The sequence below is a fragment of the Subtercola endophyticus genome (assembly GCF_021044565.1).
Lineage (GTDB): Bacteria > Actinomycetota > Actinomycetes > Actinomycetales > Microbacteriaceae > Subtercola > Subtercola endophyticus.
The window spans coordinates 3,093,803-3,115,712 of the sequence record NZ_CP087997.1 but is presented as its reverse complement, the minus strand read 5'-3'; the positions used below and the strand labels follow the sequence as shown (position 1 = coordinate 3,115,712).

At 66.4% G+C, this 21,910-nt stretch carries 21 protein-coding genes and 1 tRNA gene; 12 read left to right on the top strand and 10 right to left on the bottom strand.

The window, feature by feature from the left end; translation table 11 throughout:
* Positions 1 to 56: 56 nt before the first annotated feature.
* A complete protein-coding gene (locus LQ955_RS14455) occupies positions 57 to 1,199 on the bottom strand; it encodes an ABC transporter substrate-binding protein (protein WP_231025203.1) in 1,143 nt (380 codons plus the stop codon).
* 198 nt (positions 1,200 to 1,397) lie between these two features.
* Between LQ955_RS14455 and LQ955_RS14450 the strand changes: the two genes are divergently transcribed.
* The 5 genes from LQ955_RS14450 to LQ955_RS14430 all read left to right on the top strand — a co-directional run bounded on the left by LQ955_RS14450 (position 1,398) and on the right by LQ955_RS14430 (position 6,867).
* On the top strand, positions 1,398 to 2,000 hold the full coding sequence (locus LQ955_RS14450; RefSeq protein WP_231025202.1) for a TetR/AcrR family transcriptional regulator: 603 nt from the start codon (positions 1,398 to 1,400) through the stop codon (positions 1,998 to 2,000).
* 51 nt (positions 2,001 to 2,051) lie between these two features.
* Positions 2,052 to 3,476, top strand: a complete 1,425-nt coding sequence (locus LQ955_RS14445; protein WP_231025201.1) for an NtaA/DmoA family FMN-dependent monooxygenase — start codon at positions 2,052 to 2,054, stop codon at positions 3,474 to 3,476.
* Between the two features lie 80 nt (positions 3,477 to 3,556).
* Entirely contained in the window at positions 3,557 to 4,132 is a 576-nt protein-coding gene (locus tag LQ955_RS14440) for a cupin domain-containing protein (RefSeq protein WP_231025200.1), read from the top strand.
* 46 nt (positions 4,133 to 4,178) lie between these two features.
* Complete coding sequence (locus LQ955_RS14435) at positions 4,179 to 5,603, top strand: amidohydrolase family protein (protein WP_231025199.1); 1,425 nt, start codon at positions 4,179 to 4,181, stop codon at positions 5,601 to 5,603.
* 247 nt (positions 5,604 to 5,850) lie between these two features.
* Positions 5,851 to 6,867, top strand: coding sequence for an adenosine deaminase (locus tag LQ955_RS14430; RefSeq protein WP_231025198.1), 1,017 nt, complete (start codon positions 5,851 to 5,853; stop codon positions 6,865 to 6,867).
* Between the two features lie 167 nt (positions 6,868 to 7,034).
* Here LQ955_RS14430 and LQ955_RS14425 read toward each other — a convergent pair whose 3' ends face one another.
* A complete protein-coding gene (locus LQ955_RS14425; protein WP_231025197.1) occupies positions 7,035 to 7,997 on the bottom strand; it encodes an HAD family hydrolase in 963 nt (320 codons plus the stop codon).
* A gap of 268 nt (positions 7,998 to 8,265) precedes the next feature.
* Between LQ955_RS14425 and LQ955_RS14420 the strand changes: the two genes are divergently transcribed.
* The gene (locus LQ955_RS14420; RefSeq protein ID WP_231025196.1) at positions 8,266 to 9,090 is read left to right on the top strand and encodes a nucleoside/nucleotide kinase family protein; all 825 of its coding nucleotides are present in this window, start codon (positions 8,266 to 8,268) and stop codon (positions 9,088 to 9,090) included.
* Between the two features lie 235 nt (positions 9,091 to 9,325).
* Here the strand turns inward: LQ955_RS14420 and LQ955_RS14415 are convergent, their stop codons facing one another.
* A complete protein-coding gene (locus LQ955_RS14415; protein ID WP_231025195.1) occupies positions 9,326 to 9,808 on the bottom strand; it encodes an Lrp/AsnC family transcriptional regulator in 483 nt (160 codons plus the stop codon).
* Positions 9,809 to 9,944: 136 nt separating this feature from the next.
* Between LQ955_RS14415 and ald the strand changes: the two genes are divergently transcribed.
* Positions 9,945 to 11,063 carry an alanine dehydrogenase gene (ald, locus tag LQ955_RS14410; protein ID WP_231025194.1) on the top strand — a complete coding sequence of 373 codons (1,119 nt, stop codon included), beginning with the start codon at positions 9,945 to 9,947 and terminating at the stop codon, positions 11,061 to 11,063.
* Between the two features lie 513 nt (positions 11,064 to 11,576).
* Here the strand turns inward: ald and LQ955_RS14405 are convergent.
* Both LQ955_RS14405 and LQ955_RS14400 read right to left on the bottom strand, forming a co-directional pair.
* Entirely contained in the window at positions 11,577 to 12,866 is a 1,290-nt protein-coding gene (locus LQ955_RS14405) for an alpha/beta fold hydrolase (protein WP_231025193.1), read from the bottom strand.
* Positions 12,863 to 13,561 (bottom strand): TetR/AcrR family transcriptional regulator, encoded by a 699-nt coding sequence (locus LQ955_RS14400; protein WP_231025192.1) that lies wholly within the window; start codon positions 13,559 to 13,561, stop codon positions 12,863 to 12,865. Before LQ955_RS14400 ends, LQ955_RS14405 begins: the two co-directional genes overlap by 4 nt.
* 120 nt (positions 13,562 to 13,681) lie before the next feature.
* On the opposite strand from LQ955_RS14400, the gene LQ955_RS14395 reads away from it, so the two are divergent.
* A complete protein-coding gene (locus LQ955_RS14395) occupies positions 13,682 to 14,437 on the top strand; it encodes an SDR family NAD(P)-dependent oxidoreductase (RefSeq protein ID WP_231025191.1) in 756 nt (251 codons plus the stop codon).
* A 61-nt stretch (positions 14,438 to 14,498) separates the two neighbouring features.
* Positions 14,499 to 14,575: transfer RNA gene (locus LQ955_RS14390), tRNA-Arg, on the top strand.
* 126 nt (positions 14,576 to 14,701) lie between these two features.
* On the opposite strand, the gene LQ955_RS14385 is transcribed toward LQ955_RS14390, so the two are convergent.
* A complete protein-coding gene (locus LQ955_RS14385) occupies positions 14,702 to 15,781 on the bottom strand; it encodes an aldehyde dehydrogenase family protein (protein ID WP_390623489.1) in 1,080 nt (359 codons plus the stop codon).
* Between LQ955_RS14385 and LQ955_RS14380 the strand changes: the two genes are divergently transcribed.
* Positions 15,725 to 16,144, top strand: a complete 420-nt coding sequence (locus tag LQ955_RS14380; protein WP_231028252.1) for a hypothetical protein — start codon at positions 15,725 to 15,727, stop codon at positions 16,142 to 16,144. The genes LQ955_RS14385 and LQ955_RS14380 overlap by 57 nt on opposite strands.
* On the top strand, positions 16,141 to 17,229 hold the full coding sequence (locus LQ955_RS14375) for a hypothetical protein (RefSeq protein WP_231025190.1): 1,089 nt from the start codon (positions 16,141 to 16,143) through the stop codon (positions 17,227 to 17,229). The genes LQ955_RS14380 and LQ955_RS14375 overlap by 4 nt, the downstream gene beginning before the upstream one ends.
* A gap of 392 nt (positions 17,230 to 17,621) precedes the next feature.
* Here LQ955_RS14375 and LQ955_RS14370 read toward each other — a convergent pair whose 3' ends face one another.
* Positions 17,622 to 18,104 (bottom strand): MarR family winged helix-turn-helix transcriptional regulator, encoded by a 483-nt coding sequence (locus LQ955_RS14370; protein ID WP_231025189.1) that lies wholly within the window; start codon positions 18,102 to 18,104, stop codon positions 17,622 to 17,624.
* Positions 18,105 to 18,184: 80 nt separating this feature from the next.
* On the opposite strand from LQ955_RS14370, the gene LQ955_RS14365 reads away from it, so the two are divergent.
* The gene (locus LQ955_RS14365; RefSeq protein WP_231025188.1) at positions 18,185 to 18,766 is read left to right on the top strand and encodes an NADPH-dependent FMN reductase; all 582 of its coding nucleotides are present in this window, start codon (positions 18,185 to 18,187) and stop codon (positions 18,764 to 18,766) included.
* A gap of 453 nt (positions 18,767 to 19,219) precedes the next feature.
* Here the strand turns inward: LQ955_RS14365 and LQ955_RS14355 are convergent, their stop codons facing one another.
* From LQ955_RS14355 to LQ955_RS14345, 3 genes are all read right to left on the bottom strand, one after another.
* Positions 19,220 to 20,632 carry a hypothetical protein gene (locus LQ955_RS14355; protein WP_231025187.1) on the bottom strand — a complete coding sequence of 471 codons (1,413 nt, stop codon included), beginning with the start codon at positions 20,630 to 20,632 and terminating at the stop codon, positions 19,220 to 19,222.
* Positions 20,629 to 20,952 carry a PadR family transcriptional regulator gene (locus LQ955_RS14350; RefSeq protein ID WP_231025186.1) on the bottom strand — a complete coding sequence of 108 codons (324 nt, stop codon included), beginning with the start codon at positions 20,950 to 20,952 and terminating at the stop codon, positions 20,629 to 20,631. The genes LQ955_RS14355 and LQ955_RS14350 overlap by 4 nt, the downstream gene beginning before the upstream one ends.
* A 133-nt stretch (positions 20,953 to 21,085) precedes the next feature.
* Positions 21,086 to 21,838: an SDR family NAD(P)-dependent oxidoreductase gene (locus LQ955_RS14345; RefSeq protein WP_231025185.1), complete on the bottom strand. Its 753-nt coding sequence runs from the start codon at positions 21,836 to 21,838 to the stop codon at positions 21,086 to 21,088.
* Positions 21,839 to 21,910 lie beyond the last annotated feature (72 nt).

Below are 21,910 nucleotides of genomic sequence, written 5' to 3'. Positions count from 1 at the left end.
GTGCGATGTGGAGATGCCGGCGAGCGGCACCCCCACATCGGCTCGCCGAAGGGCGCTTATGAGGCGGTGGGGATGGTGAAGGTGGTGATGAGGTCGGGGTTCTCGGCGTAGACCTCTTTGATCAGGCTCATGTCGAAGAGCTGGTCGGCCGTGACGGTCGTGCCCATCGAGGTGAGCGACTTGATGTTCTCGGCGATCAGGTCGTCAGACATCGTGAACAGACCGTTCGAGTTGACGTCGGCAGTGACGATGAGCGCGTTCTGCGCCGTCGCCTCTGACGTCTGCTCGGTCTGGTCGAGGTCTTGGTCTGCGCCGTACTTGGTGACGGCGTAGGTGGCGGACTGTGCGGGGTCTTTCACCGCGTCGGTCCAGCCCTTGATCTCGGCGACCAAGAACGCCTTGAGCAGGTCACGCTTGTTGTCGATGGTGTCTTGCGTGACGGTGAACGTCTCGGCGACGAACGGAAGCCCGTTGTCGGCAAAGCCCAGAACCACGGGAGTAAAGCCGTCTTTCGCGGCCAGAATCGGCTCGTTGGTGGTGTACGACATGTGGGCGTCGTAGGCGCCGGTCTCGAGCGGCGAGATGTCGTACTGCGTGGTCACGAGGGTGACATCGGCGTCGGTCAGGCCGTTCGCGGCGAGGAAGCCCTCGAAGATGGTCTGGTTGCCGCCGGACTGCACGCCGATCTTCTTGCCCTTGAGGTCGGCGACCGTCTTGATCGGCGTCTTCTCGGCCAGCGACAGCAGACAGAACGGGTTCTTCTGGTAGGTCGACGCGATGATCTTCAGCGCAGCGCCCTGTTCGACCGAGGGGCCGGTGATCGACGGCGACGAGAGGCCGACGAGTGCCTGGCCCGAGAGCAGGGCCTCTTCGGCGCCGGTCTGGCCGCCACCGGCGAGCAGGGTGACGGCTTCGAAACCTGCGTCGGTGTAGTAACCCTTTTCGGTGGCGAAGTATTCGCCGGCGAACTCGATGTTCTTGATCCATGAGAGCTGCAGGGCGATGGTGCCCAGGCTGCCGGGTGCTGCGGTCGCGGCACCCGTGGCTGCCGAGGTGCTGGTCGACGTCGAGGAGCCGGTGCTGCACGCGGCCAGAACGGCGGCGCCGCCGACGGCCAGGGCGCTGAGTCCGCCGATGCGCAAGAAACCACGGCGATCGAACTGCTTGGTGATCACGGGGGGCGGGGTGAATGCGTTCATGAAAACTCCAACCAAATCGGGTTCGCAGGGTGTGGTGCAGCGAAGTGCTGTGTTTCTCGCGCCGTCGTAACGGCGCGTTCGCTTTATCCGTGAAACGCTAGACCGCGATTGTTACCGCCGCATTTCGTGAGTGTTGCCTTCGCTGCAGAAGCCTATGAACTACCGTCGATACATGACCGAGCGAACTGGCGTCGACGCATGACCGATCAGAAGGAGGCTCTGCTCGAGCGCATCGTCGACTACGTACTCGAGCACGGCGTCACGCAGCTGACGCTGCGAAGCCTGGCCGCGACCGTCGACTCGAACAACCGCATGCTGCTGTATTACTTCGGCAGCCGCGAGGAGCTGATCGTCGCTGCGCTCGCCGGCGCAGAGACACGATTTCCGTCGATGGCGCACGTGATCACCAGTCTCGACGACGAGTCGCGCCCACTGGATGATCGCCTCCTGGCAGCGTGGCAGACGATCTCCGACCCGGCGAACCTGCCGTTTCACCGACTGTTCTTCGAGATCTTCGGCCTTGCCGGGTTCGAGCAGCAGCGCTTCGACGCCTTCTTGGGTGAGGTCGGCAGCCAATGGATCGAGCACGTCGCAGCTGCCTTCGAGCACTCCGGCGTCGAACCCGCCCGAGCGACACGTTTCGCCCACGAAGTCGTCGCGCTGTGGCGCGGCTTTCAGGCGACCCTGCTCACCGGCGGCGACCCGGCCGTCATCGATCGCGCCGCCCGCGAAGCGACCCGTGCGCTGTCTGACCGCGCCGCCGATGTCTCGTCCGCGTTACAGAATCGACCGTCGTATTAAGTCTGTGTTTCCGGACTGGCGATCCGATGAACCATTTGGTTCACTGGAGCCATGAAGCAGATTCACCTCGGAGTATTCGAAGTCGCCGGCCCCCAAGTCGGCGGAACCTTGAGCTGGCCGCACCCGCGCAGCGAGTCGCTGCGCTTTCACGAACTCGACCACTGGATCGGCGTGGCGAAGCTGCTCGACCGGTCGGGGTTCGACTTTCTGTTCTTCGCCGACGGTTTCGGTTTTCCGTCGATCGGCGGCGACCTGCCCGAGATGGCGGCTCGTGGCGGCATCAACTTTCCGTCGATGGATCCGGCCCTGATGATCGCCGCCCTCGCACACGAGACCGAGCGCCTCGGCTTCGTGGTGACGAGTTCGACGGGGCTCGATCATCCGGTGCAGACCGCTCGCCGCTTCGCCACCCTCGACCACCTCACGGGCGGCCGCATCGGCTGGAACATCGTGACCGGCGCCTCCCAGAACACCGTGGCCGAGCTGTTCGGCCACGAGACCATGAACGCTCACGACGCGCGCTACGACCAGGCCGACGAGTACCTCGACCTGGCCATGACGCTCTGGGAGGGCTCGTGGGAAGACGACGCCTTCGTCGGCGATAAGGATGCCCAGATTCTCGCTCATCGCGACAAGCTGCATCGGCACGAATTCACAGGGCAGCACTTTCGCTCGTCGGGGTATTTCACGGTGGATCCGTCGCCGCAGCGCACGCCGGTGCTCTTTCAGGCCGGAACGTCGGCCCGGGGTCGGGCGTATGCCGCCCGAAATGCCGAGTGTGTCTTCGTGCAGGGCACGACCGTTGAGGCCACGGCGGCGAACGTCGCCGACATTCGGCAGAAGGCCGCCGAGTGGGGGCGTGACCCGAACTCCCTCAAGATTCTCGTCGGTCTCACCGTCACAGTCGCGCCGACGCACGACGAAGCTGTCGCTCTGCGCAAAGAGTTCGACGATATGCAGACCGATGAAGTGGTGGCAGTGCTCTATGCCGGCAATACCGGCATCGACCTGCTCTCGCTCGACCCCGACCGCGACCTCACTCAGATTCTCGACGCCGGCGGCCCCATCGGGCAGATGGGGCAGAGCAACATCGACCGGTTCGTTCCCCGAGACGGCAGCGCGGCCCCGACCGTGCGTCAGATTCTCGACCAGCTCAGCGGCCGTGGCACCCGCGGACTGCAGCTCGTCGGCAGCACCACCGAGGTGGCCGATGAGCTCGAACGGCTCATCGATGCCACCGATCTCGACGGCTTCTTGCTCGAGCCGATCTTTCCGCCGTCTGATCTCGAAGACTTCGCCACGCTCGTTGTGCCCGAGCTGCACCGACGCGGCCGGATGCCCGCCGAACCCGGTCACGGCAGTCTGCGTGAGCAGATGCTGGGCCGGCCGGGTGCTCATCTCTCGGCCGACCACCCGGGAACGCGCTTCAAAATCTCGCCGGCCGCGGTTGCGGTAGCAGGGCCCATAGCAGAGTAATGAGGTCGGCGCCAGTCACACATCTGTCACGCAAGCGAGAGTTAGATTGACCCAAGACGAGCGAGGGGTGGGGGCGAAGCGTGATCGACGAGCGGGGTAGGCCGACCGGCCAGAGCGCGGATCTTGATGCGGCGGGTCTTGAGGCAGCAGGCGGCCCGGGCCGCATGGCGCGCCGAACGGCAGACGGCCGGCTGATCGAATGGGTCGACGTTCCGCCGATGGCCGCGCGCCTCGGGCTTGAGCCGCACCCCGAAGGCGGCTGGTATCGCCGCACCTGGGCGTCGCCGGCGAGCGTTTCGGTGAGCGACGGCAGCGCGGCCGCGGCAGGCCCCCGCCCGGCAGCTACCTCTATCTACTTCTTTCTGCCGTCCGGCGAGGCGTCGGCCTGGCACCGGGTCGAATTCGACGAGATCTGGTTCTGGCACGGCCCCGACCCCGTCATGTTCCAGCTCGGTGGCAGCGGCGACGCGCCTGCATTCTCGGGTGAGAACGCTCGGATGATGACGCTCGGGGGCGATATCGCTCGTGACGAGCATCCGCAGGTCGTCATACCGCCGAAGGTCTGGCAGCGCACCTTGCCCGGCGACGGCGAGACCCTGGTGAGCTGCGTCGTATCGCCGGGCTTCTCGTACGACGCGTGGATGCTCGCCGAGTGAGCTCCTCGTCGACGCAGGCCTGCGCCGCCCGACAGGTGCGCCTCGAGTGACCGCCGATCAGCTGCTGACCGCCGACTTCGTGGTGACGATGAACGCGGATCTCGACGTGATCGCCGACGGCGCTGTACTCGTGCGGGGCGCTCAGATCGAGGCCGTCGGTGCGGCATCTGCTCTTCGTGTCGCCTACCCCGAAGCCGAGGTCGTCGACCTGCCCGGCCGTCTGCTCATGCCCGGGCTCGTCAACGCACACCACCACTCCGGCGTGCTGCGCGGAACCGCCGAACACCTGCCCGTGTGGGAATGGCTGCGCCTGCACATCGACCCGATGCATCGTGTGCTGCGGCCGCACGAAGCCGAAGCGGCGTCATGGCTCTGCTACGCCGAAGGCCTGCTCTCAGGCACGACCACGGTCGTCGACATGTGGCGCTACATGCAGGGCAGCGCCCGGGCGGCGGATGCCCTCGGCAACCGCCTCGTCACTGTCAACTATGTGGGGGCCCACCCCGACTACGACTACTTCGACACCCTCGACGACAACGAGACGATGCTCGAGCAGTGGGGCGGCGCACCGGGTGGCGGCGGCGCGGCCAGCGGCCTCGGCGGTGGAGCCAGCGGCCGCATCTACCCGTGTGTGGGGCTCGAGCATCCGTTCTACGCCGACGAGGCCGGCCAGAAGCGCGCCATCGCGCTCGCGAATAAGTACGACACCGGCTTCTACACGCACTGCAGCGAGAGCCAGATCGAGGTCGCCGAGTTCGAGGCGCGCTACGGCGCGCGGCCCATGTTCGCGCTCGAGAAGCTCGGGTTCTTCGATGTTCCGCGGGCGATGATCGCGCACGCTGTGTGGCTCGATGGGGCCGAGATCGACCTCATTGCGCGGCGCGGCGTGGGCGTCTCGCACAACCCGGTGAGCAACATGAAGCTCGCCAGCGGCATGGCTCCGGTCGCCGACTATCTCGCCGCAGGGGTGGCCGTCGGAATCGGCACCGACGGAGAGAAAGAGAACAACAACCTCGACATGTTCGAGGAGATGAAGGTCGCCTCGCTGCTCGGCAAACTGCGCACCATGGACGCCGCCGCGATGGACAGCTGGCCCGTGCTGCAGATGGCGACCATGGGCGGTGCTCGCGCACTCGGCCTCTCCCCGATCATCGGGTCGCTCGAGCCCGGCAAGAAGGCCGACCTGATTGCCGTGCGCACCGACACGCCCCGCATGACGCCGATCATCGCCTCGGGCCCGTACGCGAACATCCACCACAACCTCGTGCACGCGGTGCGCGGCAGCGACGTCGACCTCACGATGGTGGATGGTCGTGTGCTCGTTCAGGGCGGTGAGCTGGTGACCGCCGACCTCGCGTCACTCATCGCGGATGCCCGTGCCGTCGTTCCGGGTCTCTTCGAGCGTCGCTCGGCCTACCTCGCCTCCGTCGCCGCCGCTTCTCCCTCGGGCCCCGCGGGCCTCTTCGGCTAGCGGGTCGCGTCTCTTCGTCTGACGCGCCCCGTCTCTTCGGCTAGCGAGTCGCGCCTCTTCGTCTGACGCGCCCGCGCCCCGTCGTCCTCCCCGCCCCGCCTCCCCATCCACACCGCCCCGCCCACTCCGCCCGGCCACCGCCCGCCCACCGCCCCGTCGCCACTTCTTGCTCGCGCGTCGATATTCGCCACAATGAGGGCCGCTTTGCAGCCGAAAGCGACGCGCGAAACCGGGGAGAATGGAGAGCATGACGCACGCGATGTATGAGCTGCCCAAGGCCGAGCTGCACCTGCACATCGAAGGCACGCTCGAGCCCGAAATGGTGTTCGCGCTCGCCGAACGCAACGGCATCGAGGTGCCGTTCGAGAGTGTCGACGACCTGCGCAGCCGGCTCGAGTTCACCGATCTGCAGTCGTTTCTCGACGTGTACTTCGCCAGCAGCGTGGTGTTGCGCGAAGAGCAAGACTTCTACGACCTCGCCGCCGCCTACCTCGCCAAAGCCCACGGCCAGGGCCTCCGCCACGTCGAGATGTTCTTCGACCCGCAGGCGCATACCGCCCGGGGCGTCGCGATCGACACCGTCATCGACGGCCTCAAGCGGGCACTGGATGATGCGGCCACCGAATTCGGCATCACGGGCGGCCTCATCCTGTGCTTCTTGCGCGACCTTCCCGTCGAGAGCGCCTTCGCCACGCTCGAGGCGGTCGCATCCCGCGCGCTCGCCGGAGACATCATCGGGGTCGGCCTCGACTCCACCGAGGTCGGCTACCCGCCCGAGCTCTTCGAGCAGGTCTACGCTCGGGCCCGCGACCTCGGCCTGCACTGCGTCGCGCACGCCGGCGAAGAGGGTGGCCCCGAGTTCGTCGAAGGCTCGCTCGACGCGCTGAAGTGCGAGCGCATCGACCACGGAATCCGCAGCCTGCAGAGCCCCGCGCTCGTGGAAAGACTGCGCCGCGAGCAGGTTCCGCTCACGGTGTGCCCACTCTCGACCGTGCGGCTGCGCGGAGTCGACACGATGGCCGAGCATCCATTGCCCCGGATGCTCGAGGCCGGCCTGCTGGTCACCGTGAACTCCGACGATCCGTCGTACTTCGGCGGCTACATCGGCGACAACTATCGGGCGGTGCAAGACACGTTCGGGTTCAGCGACGAGGCGATGGCGGCGCTCGCGATGAACTCGGTGCAGGCATCGTTCGCGCCCGCCGCGCGCAAGGCCGAGTTGCGTACGCAGATCGCCGAGTGGGTGGCGGGGCGCGCGGCATAAGCACGGTGCTTTCGTCGGAGCTGGGGCACGCTGCCCGCAATACGTCGACATGCGGCGGGATCTCCGACGAAACTCCCCCGCGATGCGCGGGCAGTCGGCGGGCGGCGGGCGGTGGATGGTGAGCGGCACGCGGCTGGCGGCGCGTGGGGGCGCGCGAGAAGTTCGCGTCAGCCCGTGGCGGCCCAGGCCGCGATAGCCGGGTAGAGCCGCCGAATGTCGTCGGCCCGGTAGGTGGGCCGGGCATCCGCTGGCGCCGGGTGCCGCTCGATGAGCGCCGTCGCGCAGCCCAGACCGGTCGCGGGGGCGAGGTCGTTGCGCCAGATGTCGCCGACGCTGAGCAGGCGCTGCGGATGCTCGCTCAGCTCATTCTGGGCGAGCAGACGGGCGACGATCTGCGCCATGCCCGCCGGCTTTCCTGCCGAGGTGACGAGCTCGGCGAAGCAGTCGGCGAGCCCCAGCTGCACCAACTGTTGCGTGACCCCGTTCTCGGGAGCGTTCGTGACCAGCACGACCTGCGTCGTTCCGGGCAGGCCGAGCAGTAGTGCGGCGAGTCCGTCGGGTGCGTGCGTCTCGATCGCGCCGCTCGCCAGCTCCTCGCGGCTGCCGGCGTATGCGGCCCCGAGCTGTGCGTCTGTCGCACCGAGCGCGCGGCCGAGCCGTTCGGCCGCTTCGTACCCGTCCACGCTGCCGGCCACGAGGGCGAGCGCCTCGGCGGAGGTCAGCCGAGGCGCGCCGTTCGCTGCGGCTTCGGTGGAGGCGGGTGCGCGGCCGATGGGGCCGGGCGCGTGGTCTGTGGAGCCCGGAGTGCCGCTAACGGGGCTCGGCGCATGGTCGGTGGAGCTGGGCGCGTGGTCGGTGGGGCCTGGCGCGTGGTCGGTGGAGCTTGGCGTAAGGCCGGTAGTGCCCGGCGCATGGCCGGTGGTCGCGTTCGTGGCGGTCTTAGCCGGCGGCACCGTGGATGCCCGGGCATCCGTCTCGCCCAGAAACCGTTCGACGGTGGCGAGCACGATGCCACCCGTATCGCGTACCGCCTCGTCGAGCAGCCGGGCGTACGCGAACACCGGGCCGTCGCCGAGGCAGACCGTTCCGTCGAAGTCGAGCACCAGCACGTGGGTGTATGTCGCGGCCATGCTTCGATCTAACCGCACCGCCGCACCGCCGCAGCCTCGCGTCCCGCCGCCGCCACGCCGTCGCACGCCTCGCGCCCCGCCGCGACACCGGTCGCGCCCCGCCGCCGCGCGGGTTGTGTCCCGCCGAAAAACAGCGGAGATTTCGAGGGGGTGCCGGGCTATAGCCCCCACCCCCTCGAAATCTCCTCCGTTTCTGCCCCAGCGGTGGCACCCCACGAATCCGAACCGCGGCCAAGCCCGCCGGAGGGTGTGGCCGTAGGCTGAAGCCGTGCACCTCGACGACCTGGCCCGACGCGCCATGGCCCTGATGCGCGAGCAGTCGCGGTCGCAGCCGCAGGAGCCTCGCATCATCGTGGCCATCGCAGGCAGCCCCGGATCGGGCAAGACCACCCTCGCCGCCGCACTCGTCGCCCGCGTCAATACGCTGGCCGAGCATCTGCCCGCCGACGGCCCCCTCGCCGCCGGCCCGCTCCCGCGCGGCTCTCGCGCCGCTGGCCAGGCCCCTGCCGGCCCGCGGCCCAACGGCCTGGCCCCCGCCGACCCGCGCGCCGCCGACCCGCCCTCTGACGGCCTGGCCCCTGCCGGCCCCATCGCCGTGCACCTGCCGATGGATGGCTTCCACCTCGCGAACGCCACGCTCGACGCACTCGGGCGACACGATCGTAAGGGCGCCATCGACACTTTCGACGGCTGGGGCTACCTCGCACTGGTGCGCCGCCTGCACGCCGAGCGCGACCACACCGTCTACGCTCCGGGCTTCGACCGCCGCATCGACGAGCCCGTCGCCGGCGAGATCGCGGTGGCGCCGGATGCCCGCCTCATGGTCGTCGAAGGCAACTACCTACTCGTCGACGAGCCGCCCTGGTCGCTCGCCCGTCCCCTCTTCGCCGAATCCTGGTTCGTCGCCACCCCTGCAGACGAACGGATGCGCCGCCTCGTCACCCGCCACACCCGCTTCGGGCGCACCGAGGCCGAAGCGCGGCGCTGGGCCGAATCCGTCGACGGCGCTAATGCCGCCCTCATCGAACCCACCGCATCCGGCGCCGATCTGGTGATCGACGCTGTCACGGGAATGCCTCCAGCTTCTCGCTAACCAGAGCGGCGGCCATCGCCGCCGGCCGCTCAGTCAGGACATTTCACGCCTCGTGCGGAGAGTCGACACGAACAGCCGCCCCTCCTGATGCGCGGCGTACGCGAGCAAGCTCGCCGCCGCCGTACCCGCAGCAGCAGCTGCACTCACACCCGCAGCCGCTGCCGCAGCGCTGCGCTCGCACTCACAGCCGCAGCCGCTGCCGCGCGAGCCGACGCCGCCCCGCACCGAGCGCGAGTCAGTTCACCACGTGCTCGAACACGATGCTCGTGCGGGTCGAGGCAACCGAGACGTGCGCCGACAGATTCGACACCACGAACTCCCTCAGATGGTCGCTGTCACGCGTCGCGACGTGGATCACAAAGTCTTCCGCCCCGCCCAAGAAGAACAGCTCCACCACCTCCGGCAGCGCCCGGATCTCCGTGCTGAACGCCGTGATACCGCGCCGCGCTCCCGACCGGATGCTCACGCTGATGAGTGCCTGCAGGCTGAGCCCGAGCGCTGCCGGCGAGGTTCGCGCGGTGTACCCCGTGATGACGCCGCGGTCTTCGAGCGAGCGCACCCGTGTAATGCAGGTCGACTGCGCGATGCCGACGGCTTCGGCGAGACGGCTGTTGGGCATCCGTCCATTCGCCCGAAGCAGCGCCACGAGCTGGGTGTCGATGTCGTCGAGCTCGTCGCTCCAGGCCGCGGATGCCCGTGGATTCTTCGAACTAACCATGGCCCTGAGCATCCATTCTCGAACTATCGTCGGGCAAAGCATCGCATTTCAGCAATATCTTCGCACTTAATCTCCAGGAAACGAGCATTTTGCAGAATGGACGCCAAGAGACTCGTGCAAACAGACGGAGACGACGATGCTGGTGGGAATTCCCGCAGAGGTCAAGAACAACGAGAAGCGCGTCGCCGCCACCCCGGCCGGTGTGCACGAGCTGGTGCGCCGCGGGCACGAGGTGGTCGTGCAGAGCGGTGCCGGTCTCGGTTCGCGCATCACTGACGACGACTATGTCTCGGCGGGTGCGCGTATCGCCGACACAGCCGACGACGTGTGGGCCGAGGCCGACCTCTTGCTCAAGGTGAAGGAGCCCATCGCCGAGGAGTACGGCCGCATGTGCGCCGGCCAGGTGCTCTTCACCTACCTGCATCTCGCAGCGTCGCGGGAGTGCACCGACGCACTCATCGCCTCAGGCACGACCGCGATCGCGTACGAGACCGTGCAGTTGGCGAACCGCAGCCTGCCCCTGCTGCAGCCGATGAGCGAGGTCGCCGGGCGCCTCTCGGTGCAGGTCGGCGGGTACCACTTGATGAGCGCGGCGGGCGGCCGCGGCATCCTGCTCGGCGGCGTGCCCGGAACCCCCAAGGCGAAGGTCGTCGTCATCGGCGGCGGTGTGGCGGGCGAACACGCGGCGGCGGATGCCCTGGGCATGGGCGCCGACGTCACCGTGATCGATGTGTCGCTTCCGCGCCTGCGCCAGCTCGAGGTGCAGTTCGGCGGCCACATTCAGACCCGCGCCTCGTCGGCGTATGAGATCGCCGCGCAACTGCGCGACGCCGATCTCGTCATCGGATCGGTGCTCATTCCGGGCGCCGCCGCCCCGAAGCTCGTGACCGACGCGATGGTCGCCGCCATGAAGCCCGGATCGGTGCTCGTCGACATTGCCATCGACCAGGGCGGATGCTTCGAGGGATCCCACCCCACCACCCACGACGATCCGACGTTCGAGGTGCACAACAGTATCTACTACTGCGTCGCGAACATGCCGGGCGCGGTGCCCGAGACCTCCACCACGGCGCTGACCAATGCGACACTGCCGTACGTCATCACGCTCGCCGAGAAGGGCTGGCGGCAGGCGGTTCAGGATGATCCCGCCCTCGCCTCCGGCCTGAACATCCACTCGGGTGCCGTCACCAACGCGCACGTCGCCTCCGCCCTCGGCCTCCCCTACACCCCGCCCCTAGAGGCCGCCGCCGCCTGACCCGCCGCCCCGGCCCGCCCTCGCAGGCGCCTGACCCGCCTGCGCCCGACCCGCCCGCCCCCTCGGGCGGACCCGTCCGCTCCCTCGGCCTGACCAGCCCGCCTCCGCCGGCGCCCCTCGCCCTCCCGCCCCCTCGGGCAGACCCGTCCGCTCCCTCGGCCCGACCCGCCCGCCTCCGCCGGCGCCCCTCGCCCCTCGCCCCCGCGCCCTCCCCGCCTCCCGTCGACCTTCCGCCGGAGCCGCTTTGCGGAGAAGCACCTAAACGCGGCGTCTTGGGTGCTTCTGCGCAAAACCGAGTGCGTCGGGAGTGGAGGGAGTGGGAGTGGAGGTGGAGGCAGCGGGGAGGGATGGCTGAGGCGCGGCGTCCGAAGCGATGCGCGGCAGGTGAGCGGTGAGCGGCACCCCGCGTGGCCCAGCAGGTGAGCGGCGCCGGCACCCCGCGTGGCTCAGCAGGTGAGCGGCACCCCGCGCGGCTCGGCAGGTGAGCGGTGAGCGGCGCCGGCACCGCGCGGCTCAGCAGGTGAGCGGGGCCGGCACGCCGCGCGGCAGGGGAGTGCCGGCGGCGAGGTGCGCGAACCACGGCAGCAGCACCGTGAGCGTACGGAACGCCACGAGCCCGTGCCCCGTGTCGGGCACGCTGAGGTAGGTGACGGAGGCTCCGAGCGAGCACTCCGACTGCGCGAACGACGCCGTGTCGGCGGGCCGCACGAGCGTGTCGTCTGCGCCCTGCGCCACCAGCAGCGGCACCGGCGACGCCGTCGCGCCCGGTGTATTCGAAGCGAGCAGCGTCGCCCAGGGCTGCACCACGGTCGGGTCGCCCGAGAGGTAGTTTCCGATGAGCGGCGCCGCGACCGTGTGCAACTGCGCGTTCTGTGAGAGCAAGCAGAGCGAGTACATCGAGGGTGTCGCCGCGACCCCGGCGGGCGTCAGAATCGACGACAGTGTGGCGCCCGGCGTCGACGGACCGTACACGGCGGCGTATGCGGTGAAGGCGTAAGACCCGATCGAGACTCCCGACACGTCGCCGATGTCGGCCTTCAGCAGGTTGCCGAGCTGAGTGGCGGGGGCGGCGACGGCGGCGCCGAGCAGAGTGAGTTCGGGAGCGTAGGTTCGGGCATCCTGAGCCGCGAACAGCACCGCATGCCCACCCTGCGAGTGCCCCCAGAGCAGCAGCTGGCTGTTGGCGCCGGTCTCGGGCAGCTGCCGCGCGGCCCGCGCGGCATCCAGAACGTTATTGCCCTCGGTCGTGCCGATGAGGTACGAATCCGGCCCCGCGACGCCCATGCCCGAATAATCGGTGGCCGCAACGACGTACCCGGCCGCGAGCAGCTCGCCGAGGCCCTCGATGCCGAACGGATCGATCAGCCCCATCAGACTCGGTGGCTCCACGTTCAGCGACGGGGCGCACTGCACGGCCGCGCCGGTCGTCGGATGCCCCCACGACACGATCGTGCGCCCCCCGGCCGGCGCGGCCCCGGTCGGCGCCAACACCACCCCCGAGACCAGAATGTCGTGCCCCAGCACATCGGTCGAGTGGTACATGATGCGCCACGCCTGCGAGCCATCGGGTGCGCCGGGCAGCCGCTCCGAGCGCACCAGCGTGCCGGGCGCGCCGGGCGTGACGGGGTTCGGCAGCTCGTAGAACGGCGCCTCGGTCAGATTGTCGTAGGCGCCTTCGACCAGCCGCCGCTCGATCGACGAGTAACTGCCGGTCAGGATGCACACCAGCAGTGTCACGACCACGATCACCACGACGCGCAGCACCCGGCTCGCCCGCCGCGACCCGCCGACGCGCCCGCTCACGACGCCGGCCACCACCCCGGCAGCAGCTGCCCGTACGCGTGCAGCACGGCGTCGACGTCACGCGGCTCGGGACCGTTCAGCCACACCGTGATGACGCCGACGGTTCCGCTCGAGATGTAGCGCGCCGCGTACTCGGCGAGCGACGGGTTCGCAGGCGTGTCGGCGGTGGCGGTGGCTTTGGCGCCCGCCGCGCCCGCGGGGCTGGCCGCCGCCGTGTTGGGGGGCGAACCAGACGCGCCCACCGCGCCCGTGGCCGCACCAGACGGCCCCGCCGCGCTGTCGTGAATCGACACGGCGCCGGTCTCTACGAGCATCCGGATCGACGCCTCGAAGTGCGCGCTCAGCAGCGCGTGCAAACTCGACTCGCCACTCTGTTCGCTGAGCCCGAAGCGGTAGATCGCCGCGTGCTCGTCGATGTGCAGCAGCACGGCGCGAGTGACTGCGGAGATCGCTCGCCCCTCATTGCCGGGCGCGATGTCGGTGAGGTACTGCTGGCGCGCCGCGTCGAGCTCGGCACGAAGCAGCTCTTCGAGCAGCGCCTGAGGCGAGGAGGCGTGCTCGTAGAACGTCGAGCGGTTGACGCCGGCGAGGGCTGCGAGCTGCGACACGGTGAGTTCGCTCGCCGGCTGCCCCGAGGCCAGCTCGAAGAGGGCGACGCGCAACTTCTCGCGGCTGCGGCGCTGGCGAGCATCCATTGGCCCAGTGTACCGATCATGGCCATAAACAACAGTTGTCGGATAACAAGAGTACGATAGAACGTGTCGAGCGCTTCAGCGCCGACAACGAATTCACAACCGAAAGAAGAACAAAGAATCATGGCTACTTACGATGTTGCGGGCCGCTCGGCGATCGTGACGGGAGCAGGATCGGGTATCGGGCGCGCTGTCGCGCTCGAGCTCGCGGCGAACGGCGCCGCAGTGCTGGTGACGGATGTTCGACAGGAGCCCGCGCAGGCCGTCGTCGATGAGATCCGCGCGGCCGGCGGCACGGCAGAAGCCCTTGTCGGCGACGTCTCCGACCCGGCGTTCGCCGATGCCAGTGTCGTTGCGGCGAATGCCCTCGCGCCCCTGCGTATCGCGGTGAACAACGCCGGAATCGGTGGCGAGGCCGCCTCGATCGGCGACTACTCGATCGAAAGCTGGCGCAAGGTCATCGAGATCAACCTCAACTCGGTGTTCTACGGCCTCAAAGCGCAACTGCCGGCCATCGCGGCGAACGGCGGCGGATCCATCGTCAACATGGCATCGGTGCTCGGCAGCGTCGGAATCGCCTCGTCGTCGGCCTACGTCACCGCCAAGCACGGCCTGCTCGGCCTCACCAAGAACGCTGCGCTCGAGTACGGCGCCCAGAACGTGCGCACCAACGCCGTGGGCCCCGGTTTCATCAAGACGCCCCTGATCGACAACAATATGGATGCGGATGTTCAGGCCGCCCTCGCCGCCAAGCACGCCCTCGGCCGCCTCGGCCAGCCCGAAGAGGTCGCCGCTCTGGTCGCCTTCCTGGCCAGCGACGCCGCGTCGTTCATCAGCGGCAGCTACCACCTCGTCGATGGTGGATACGCGGCTCAGTGAGCATGTGGTAATGTTTTCCCTTGTGTGAAAAGCGACCTTTGCAGGTCGGCTTCACGCAGATGCGCCCGTAGCTCAGCTGGATAGAGCGTCTGACTACGGATCAGAAGGCCGGGGGTTCGAATCCCTCCGGGCGCACCACCGAAAACCCCCGCCTGCCGGGGGTTTTCTTGGTTTTCGACCCTAACCATTACATCTTCATCGGGTTAGAGGCAAGAACGTGTCTGGCTCGATCATTCTCGTGCAGGGCAAGCTGCCGGTCTCGGGTCAGGCCGAGTATTGCGGTGCGATGCTGATCAGCTTGGAGTTCACGAATTCCCTGATTCCCTGCGGGCCCATCTCCTGGCCTAGACCCGACCGCTTGGTGCCGCCGAACGGCATGTCTGCGGGCTGGCCCGTCGGCTGGTTGATCCTCACCATGCCGGTGTCGATCTGGCGAGCCACTCGCTGGGCGCGCTCGATGTCTTCGCTGAAGACGGTGCCGCCGAGGCCGTAGCGCGAGTCGTTGGCGAGCCCCACTGCCGCAGCCTCGTCGTCGACCCGGAACAAGATCGGCACTGGTCCGAAGATCTCCTCGTAGAACACCGGATTGTCGGGGGTGAGGCCGGTGAGCAGCGTCGGCTGTACGAAGGCGGGCAGATCGGGAACCACAGGCCCCAGCTCGGTCGCGGTCGCGCCGCCTTCCACGGCGCGGCGAATCTGGTCGCGTACGCCGTCGGCCGCCTCTCGTGACGACAGTGGGCCGAAGGTCGTGGTCGCCACTGACGGGTCCCCAGGAACGATCGACTCGGTCAGTGCGGTGAATCTCTCGACGAAGGCGTCGTAGACGCCGTCAAGCACGATCATCCGCTTGTTGGAGATGCAGGCCTGGCCGCTCAGAGCGAAGCGGAACCTCGAGCACTGCGCAGTGAGGTCGAGGTTCGCATCTTCGAGCACGATCATCGGATCCGAGCCGCCGAGTTCCATCACGGCAGGCTTGATGGCCCTGCCGGCCTGCTCCGAGAGCCGGGAGCCGGCTTCGTCGCTTCCGGTGAGGGTCACGCCCCGCACCCGGTAATCCGCCACGATCGTCGCCGACTGGGCGTGGGTGACGAACAAGTTGGTGAAGACACCCTCGGGCAGGCCGGCGTCTTTGAAGAGCTGGTCGATGGCGTCGGCGCAGGCGGGAATGTTGCTGGCGTGCTTGAGGATGACGACGTTGCCGGCCATGAGGTTGCCGCAAATCGGGCGGATTGCCTGCGAGAAAGGGCCGTTCCAGGGTTCGACGGCGTAGATGATGCCCATCGGCTGGTGAGTGATATAGGCCGTTCCTTCGTGGGCTGCGACCTCGAGTGGCTCATCGGCCAGGAGTCGTTCTGCTCGTTCCGATCGATCGTCTACTTCGGCGGAAACGGAGTCGAGCGGTTCCTGCCACAGCTGCTGGCCTGGACCGTCGGCCTCGTGCTCGTCAACTTCGTCGTGTACCAGACCAAGACAGTGCGCAGGCAGAAGAAAGAGATCTTGGCGCTCACCGCGACATCCGCTGCCGCCCAGGCTGATACTGAGCCCGTCTCGGACCCCGATGCTCACGAAGAAGCCGTCAGTGATTCGCTCGCGCACAGGCATGTGAAAGTCGAGAGTTACCAGATCGACGATCACGAACTCATCCATGAAAGCATCGGCGATCCCGCTACCCGGTCGATCACCGCAGGAGAAGGAGCGAACCGATGACCACCGAAACCCCCCGCACCACCCCGAGCACACCAGAAGACCTGCTCGAAATGCCCGAAAACCACCTCGACGTGGTGGTGACCCCCGATTCGCTCGACTCAAGTCGTCGGGCTTCGCTGCGCACCCGCCTGATCGCTGTCATCTCGATGCCGCTGTTCTTCTTGGTGGCGTTCTCGTTGTGCTATGTCAGCGCGACTCACGCGCCGTCGCCGCATGACATGGGGCTCACGATCGCGGGGCCCGCTGCCGTCACCGAGCAACTCACGGACGCCGTCAACGACAAGGCGGCCGGTGCATTCGACATCACTCAGACGACGGATGCCGCTGCCGCTCGTGAGTCCGTAGCCAATCGTGATTCGGTCGGTGCCGTGATCATCGACGGCGCCACGGTCACGGTCGTCGTCGCGTCTGCAGGCAGCAGGCTCGCTGCGCAAGTCGTCGAGAGCGTGGCTACGCCGATCGCTACCCAGCTCGGTGCGACCGTCACGGTCGATGACGTGGCGCCGCTTCCTGCCGACGATCCCTCTGGCACTGTGCTGTTCTTCTACCTCATCATCTGCACGATCGGTGCGTTTCTGAGTATCACAGTGATCAGTCAGGCCATTCGAAAGGGGAGCCTGCGCAGCAAGCTGTTCACCGCCGTCGGAGCAGGCATCGTCGTTCCCGTGCTGGGTTTCGCGATGATCAGCCTGTTCGTCGATTTCGGTGTCACCTTCGGCACGGCCGCCGGCGTGATTGGAGTGGGGATGATCTACACCTTCACGGTCGCGCTACTGGCGACGTTGTTCACCCTCCTGCTTGGGCAGGCCGCTGTGCTAGCCGAGATTCTGTTCCTTGTCGCGCTGAACTTCCCCTCTGCCGGCGGAAGCGTGCCGATGTCTATGCTGCCTCCGTTCTGGCAGGTGGTGCACAACACCTGGGTCGGTGCCGGGGGTCTCGAGGCGATGCGAAGCATCTTGTACTTCGACGGCGCTCAAGCAGGCCGATGGATTTTACAGCTTCTCATTTGGCTGGTCGTCGTGATCGTGCTGATCGCGGTGGTGTCCGTCGTCAAGAAGCGGCGTGCCGCGGCGCAATCGAGATGAATACGGATCGCGCCGCTGGCGATTAGGGGCATCACCGACCGCTCGAGTTCACGGGCGAGAATCGCCTTGTCAGCGTGGCTTCGCCCGCGGATGGTCGTTCCGATGATCGTGCAGTTGTTCAGTAAGAGCGAACCCAGCCACGCCATGCCGGGATCGACGTTCATCGGCGTAAGAATGCCGATGATCACGAGCTTGCCCCCTCTCGCTAAGAGTGCAGTGCGATCGAGAAAGCCGGGGGCAGAGACGAGCTCGATGATGATGTCGTAGGGCCCGTTGTCGTGCTCCGAGCCGGGTTCGACAATCGTCATCTTCTCCGACTGCACGAATTTGTGGGCACCCGACGGCGGCACTCTGTTGCCGCAGATTGGCGGAGCGCGGGTCAGAGTTGCGATCTACCGCTCGCTCGACGTGCTCCCTGGCTCGGCAAGTGGTGATCTGTTCAGTGTTTGCTGGCTCCAGGTGCGGATGGCAGTGGACTGCTCGCCGGTTAGGCGGTCGATGAAAAGGTCACCGACACTTCTCTCATGCACCCGCAGCGCCGTCGTCAGGACATCGAGGCCGTGGGGGCTGAGAGTGACTGCCGTTCGGCGGCCGGGCGCGCCAGCTTCAATTCGTTCAACCAGGCCGCGATTCTCCATGCGGCTCAGCAAATGGGATACGCGGCTCTTCTCCCACCGAAGCGCAGCCCCGAGAGCTCCGACGCGAAGAACGGCCTCTGGCGCGTTCCCGAGGGTTCGCAGAAGGCTGAACTCGGCTTTCGAGATGCCGGCTACGTTCTGGAGCGATCCGTCGATCTGGGCAACGACGATGCGTTGCGCCTCCATCCACGAATGCCACAGATCCCACTCAGCAGGCGTAAGCAATCGGCGGGTCACCGGACAAGCATAAGCCAGAAGAGTTGACGTATCAACGCTACCTCAATAGTGTTGACGCATCAACTCTTGAAAGGTTCGTCATGTCACTTCGCATCGGAATCATCCTCGGCAGTACCCGTCCCGGCCGCCGAGGAGCCGCACTCGCTTCCTGGGTGCTCTGTGCCGCACGCGAGCACGGTGGCGCCGAATACGAACTGATCGATCTTGCCGACCATGATCTCGGAAACCTCGACGAGCCGGGCAACCCCACGTTCGCGCAGTACACCCACGAACACACCCTCCAGTGGTCCCGCGTCATCGACAGTTTCGACGGCTTCGTTTTCGTCGTCCCGGAGTACAACCACTCATTCCCCGGAGCCCTGAAGAACGCAATCGACTACATCTATAGGGAATGGAACGACAAGCCCGCCGGCATCGTGAGCTACGGCGGTTGGGCGGCCGGCGTGCGTGCAGCTGAAGCTCTCCGCCTCGTTCTCGCCGAGGTGCAGGTTGCAACGGTCCGCGCTCAACCCGCTGCCAACACGCACACAGGATTCGACGCCGACGGCTACGAGCCGACCGCAGCGATCGCGACTCAAGTCGGCGTCATGCTCGACCAGGTTCTGTCATGGGCCGGCGCGCTCGAGACGGTCCGCTCGAGGAAGACCCTCGGGGCCGCCTGAGATCGTCAGTCCGTAAACGAAGGTTCACGAGACGGCCGTGGCTAGGGAATTTCTTATTTGCCGAGCGGTGCGCGGGTTTCGTCGGCGGACTATTCTCTCTACATGATGGGCCGAGCGTGGGACCGAAACGAACCGACATCGATCGAGCACGGTAAGTTGGTCGTCCCCGCCGGACCGACCGTACGGCTCGCAGCGCGTGTTCTGTGGCCGTTGCGATGGGTAATAGCGCTGGTAGCGACCGCAGTTGGGATCCCATTGGCGGGGTTTGTGTCCCCGCCGTTGCCTTCGCCGTCGAGCAAGGGCGAAGCATCGGAGCCTAGATGAACTACCTGCGGGGGTCGGCCACCCCTGCCGCGGGCGCGCGTCCCGTTGCAGATCGGTGCTTTGGGATTCGTCAGCTTTCGAAACCCGCATATACCCGACGAGCATGCCGGTACTCGGGTGACCAGACGACTAGATTGCGTCGGAGTTCGGGCCGTCGGTCGGGCGCATGAAGAGCGCAGCGTCGGTCTGCGAGTAGCGTGGTTGAGCTTCCAATTCACCCACGACCATGCCTGGCTCTTGGACCGAACGAACCGGTGCAGGTTCGCCATAGGGCGTTGAACGGGCGACGTCGGCTCGGGGGAGTGCTCGGCCGAGCGCGACGACCAAGAGGCAAGTGATCCCTGTGAGCAAGCCGGCTGGTGCCAGGGTGTGAAGAGTTTCAGTGAAGGCGTATTCGTCGGTGCAGCTGCCCGCCAGGCAGAGCGCACCAGGCGACTTCGAAGCTTGCGAGATGTACAGCATTGCGATCGCTGACACCGCGGTAAGGACAATCCCGGGAGCCCAGCTCACGGCCATTGGCAGAAAACGGAGCCAGGCCCCATTGGCGGTCGCGGGTTTGCGGGAGAGCCGCTTGCTGACCAATAGACGCGTCATGCCGAAGGAGATCACTGCTGAAATGGCACCCGCCGCGAGGAGCGTGGGGGCAAAGAGCAATGCGGCGGTGGTGAGGAAATAGAGACCTGGATCTGATGCTTGGCAGCCAAGGTCACCGCAGGTGAAGGAGACCTTCTGCGCGGCAGATGACTGCCAAATCACAGCCAAGATGGATAGTACAACAACGATCAGACCTAGCGCGATCAGGCCAAAAGGTATTCTCCGATCTACTTCACCAGGAGCAGGCAGCTCAGGGGTTGCGGGCGAATCTTCTGCGCGCAGCTCGGGCAGGTCCTCAAGAGATTCAACGAGGGAGGCTCGAAGCCCAAGCAACCGGGCGTACCGGGTCGGGGCCGTGGAAGGAGCGTTGACGATCTCGTACTCCGTGCGTCCCAACGTCGAAAACCGAACCTCGAACGAGCGAGTGATCATGTGCAGATAGAAGGTGAAAAACCGCGCCGTCTCGTTCCGGATGTCGGCGTGCTCCGGGCAACGGAGCTCGTTCAGAGGGCCCAACAGTTCCACGAAGCGGAGGCGAAGACGCAACCCGTCACGAGCGTTGTCCGACGTGGGCCGCTCTTCCGCGCTCAACTTCGCTATCAAAGCCTCCGCGGACTCCACCAGAGGAACAGCCTGGTCCAGGATTTTCAACAGCGACTGAGCCTCAGCCACGCATTGGAGCTGAGTCATCGCTGGGGGGCGTGATCGGACCTTGCTGAATTCCATGATGTTCCCGCTTTCAGTGATCGTGTCTCGAACGAGGGGCTGTCGTTTATGCGTGCTGGTCGCGGCAGTCAGTAGGGCACCGGTAGTGATGCTCCACCTGGGGATTCCGAGTTCTTCAGCGTCGCGAAGATCGGCAACCCACTGCTCGGTGCGGCTTTCTCGTTGATCGTATGGAGACAGTGCTATCGCGATCGATAGGACAAAGCTTTTGTGGTGGTTCATGACGTGGCCACCTGTCCTGTACTCGGGTGGGGAACCTGCTGGTTCTTTTTCTCAAAAGCACGGCAGACGTCTCTCGCGGCGGTTTCACCGTCGGCCGTGAATTCGTACAGCTTTCTGCGGGGCCCGGTCCTGGATGAGTCTTTTTCCCATGAGGCCGTCACCCAGCCCTGTCGCTCCAGACGCTCCAGCACCGGATACACCGTTCCCGGGAGCCGGCCGGTCTGCTTGATTATCTGTAGACCCCACACCGGGACGCTGCGCTCAAGAAGCACCCTGAGCACATCGACGGTCGGGGCGGTCACGCGCTGAATCAGCTCCATGACCTTACGCTAGCTATATCGAATAAGGAATGTCAACGCTTTTCGTGAAGAACACTCAGCGGCGAAACCCTCAATGAGGGGAGGTTTGTCGGGGGTGAGCTTGCGGCGCTTCATCTCGTCCAGTTCGGCGTTTTCATCGGGTGGTCATTCCGCCATCGACGGTGAGCGTCGCGCCGTGGATGTGTTTCGCTTCGTCAGATGCGAGGAACAGCACGGCCGAGGCGACTTCGTGCGCGGTTCCGGGACGCCCGTCAGGGACGTCCGTGGAGAGTTCCTGCAGAACCGACCAGTATGGCTCGTTGGTATCAGTCATCGTTGGTCCAGGCGCGACGGTGTTCACCCGGATCCCTAGCGGCGCGAGTTCGGCGGCCCAGGATTTGGTGAGTGAATGCAGCGCCGCTTTGCTAGCGCCGTACAGCGCTGCGACAGACATGCCGACGATGCCGTTGACCGATCCGATGTTCACGACGACCCCGCTACCCCGAGCGATCATGGGGGCAGTTATCGCCGCCGTCAAGAGAAAAGGGACCTTGACGTTCACGGTGAGGGCGTCGTCAATTTGTGCTTCAGTCGCATCGAAAAGGGACTGCGCGGGAATGAGTGCGGCGGCGTTGTTGACCAGTATGTCGATGGTTCCACCGCTGGCCGTGAGCGCGGCGTCAGCGAGCACCGAGATGGCATCCCCTCCCGCGGCGAGGTCGGAGCGGACAAAGGTCGCGCGACCGCCCTGATTCACGATCGAGGCTGCGGTTTGTTCGCCGCGCTGCTCGTTGCGCCCTGTGATGACCACGAAAGCACCCTCTTTCGCGAACGCTTCGGCGATCGACCGGCCGATCCCGCTTGTGCTACCGGTAACGAGTACAGATTTCTGCTCAAAACGTGTCATGAGATGGCATCTCCTCAAATTGGATTTGTGAACCCATACTGGGCTTTTCGTTATGGATTGTCAAACCCACTC

Bases quoted from the DNA above. Each gene is read 5' to 3' on its own strand.
- LQ955_RS14375 (WP_231025190.1), top strand. From the start codon at position 16,141: ATGACCACCGAAACCCCCCGCACCACCCCGAGCACACCAGAAGACCTG.
- LQ955_RS14455 (WP_231025203.1), bottom strand. From the start codon at position 1,199: ATGAACGCATTCACCCCGCCCCCCGTGATCACCAAGCAGTTCGATCGC.
- LQ955_RS14430 (WP_231025198.1), top strand. From the start codon at position 5,851: ATGACGCACGCGATGTATGAGCTGCCCAAGGCCGAGCTGCACCTGCAC.
- LQ955_RS14365 (WP_231025188.1), top strand. From the start codon at position 18,185: ATGTCACTTCGCATCGGAATCATCCTCGGCAGTACCCGTCCCGGCCGC.
- LQ955_RS14425 (WP_231025197.1), bottom strand. From the start codon at position 7,997: ATGGCCGCGACATACACCCACGTGCTGGTGCTCGACTTCGACGGAACG.
- LQ955_RS14345 (WP_231025185.1), bottom strand. From the start codon at position 21,838: ATGACACGTTTTGAGCAGAAATCTGTACTCGTTACCGGTAGCACAAGC.
- LQ955_RS14415 (WP_231025195.1), bottom strand. From the start codon at position 9,808: ATGGTTAGTTCGAAGAATCCACGGGCATCCGCGGCCTGGAGCGACGAG.
- LQ955_RS14400 (WP_231025192.1), bottom strand. From the start codon at position 13,561: ATGGATGCTCGCCAGCGCCGCAGCCGCGAGAAGTTGCGCGTCGCCCTC.
- ald (WP_231025194.1), top strand. From the start codon at position 9,945: ATGCTGGTGGGAATTCCCGCAGAGGTCAAGAACAACGAGAAGCGCGTC.
- LQ955_RS14355 (WP_231025187.1), bottom strand. From the start codon at position 20,632: ATGAACCACCACAAAAGCTTTGTCCTATCGATCGCGATAGCACTGTCT.
- LQ955_RS14395 (WP_231025191.1), top strand. From the start codon at position 13,682: ATGGCTACTTACGATGTTGCGGGCCGCTCGGCGATCGTGACGGGAGCA.
- LQ955_RS14450 (WP_231025202.1), top strand. From the start codon at position 1,398: ATGACCGATCAGAAGGAGGCTCTGCTCGAGCGCATCGTCGACTACGTA.
- LQ955_RS14350 (WP_231025186.1), bottom strand. From the start codon at position 20,952: ATGGAGCTGATTCAGCGCGTGACCGCCCCGACCGTCGATGTGCTCAGG.
- LQ955_RS14445 (WP_231025201.1), top strand. From the start codon at position 2,052: ATGAAGCAGATTCACCTCGGAGTATTCGAAGTCGCCGGCCCCCAAGTC.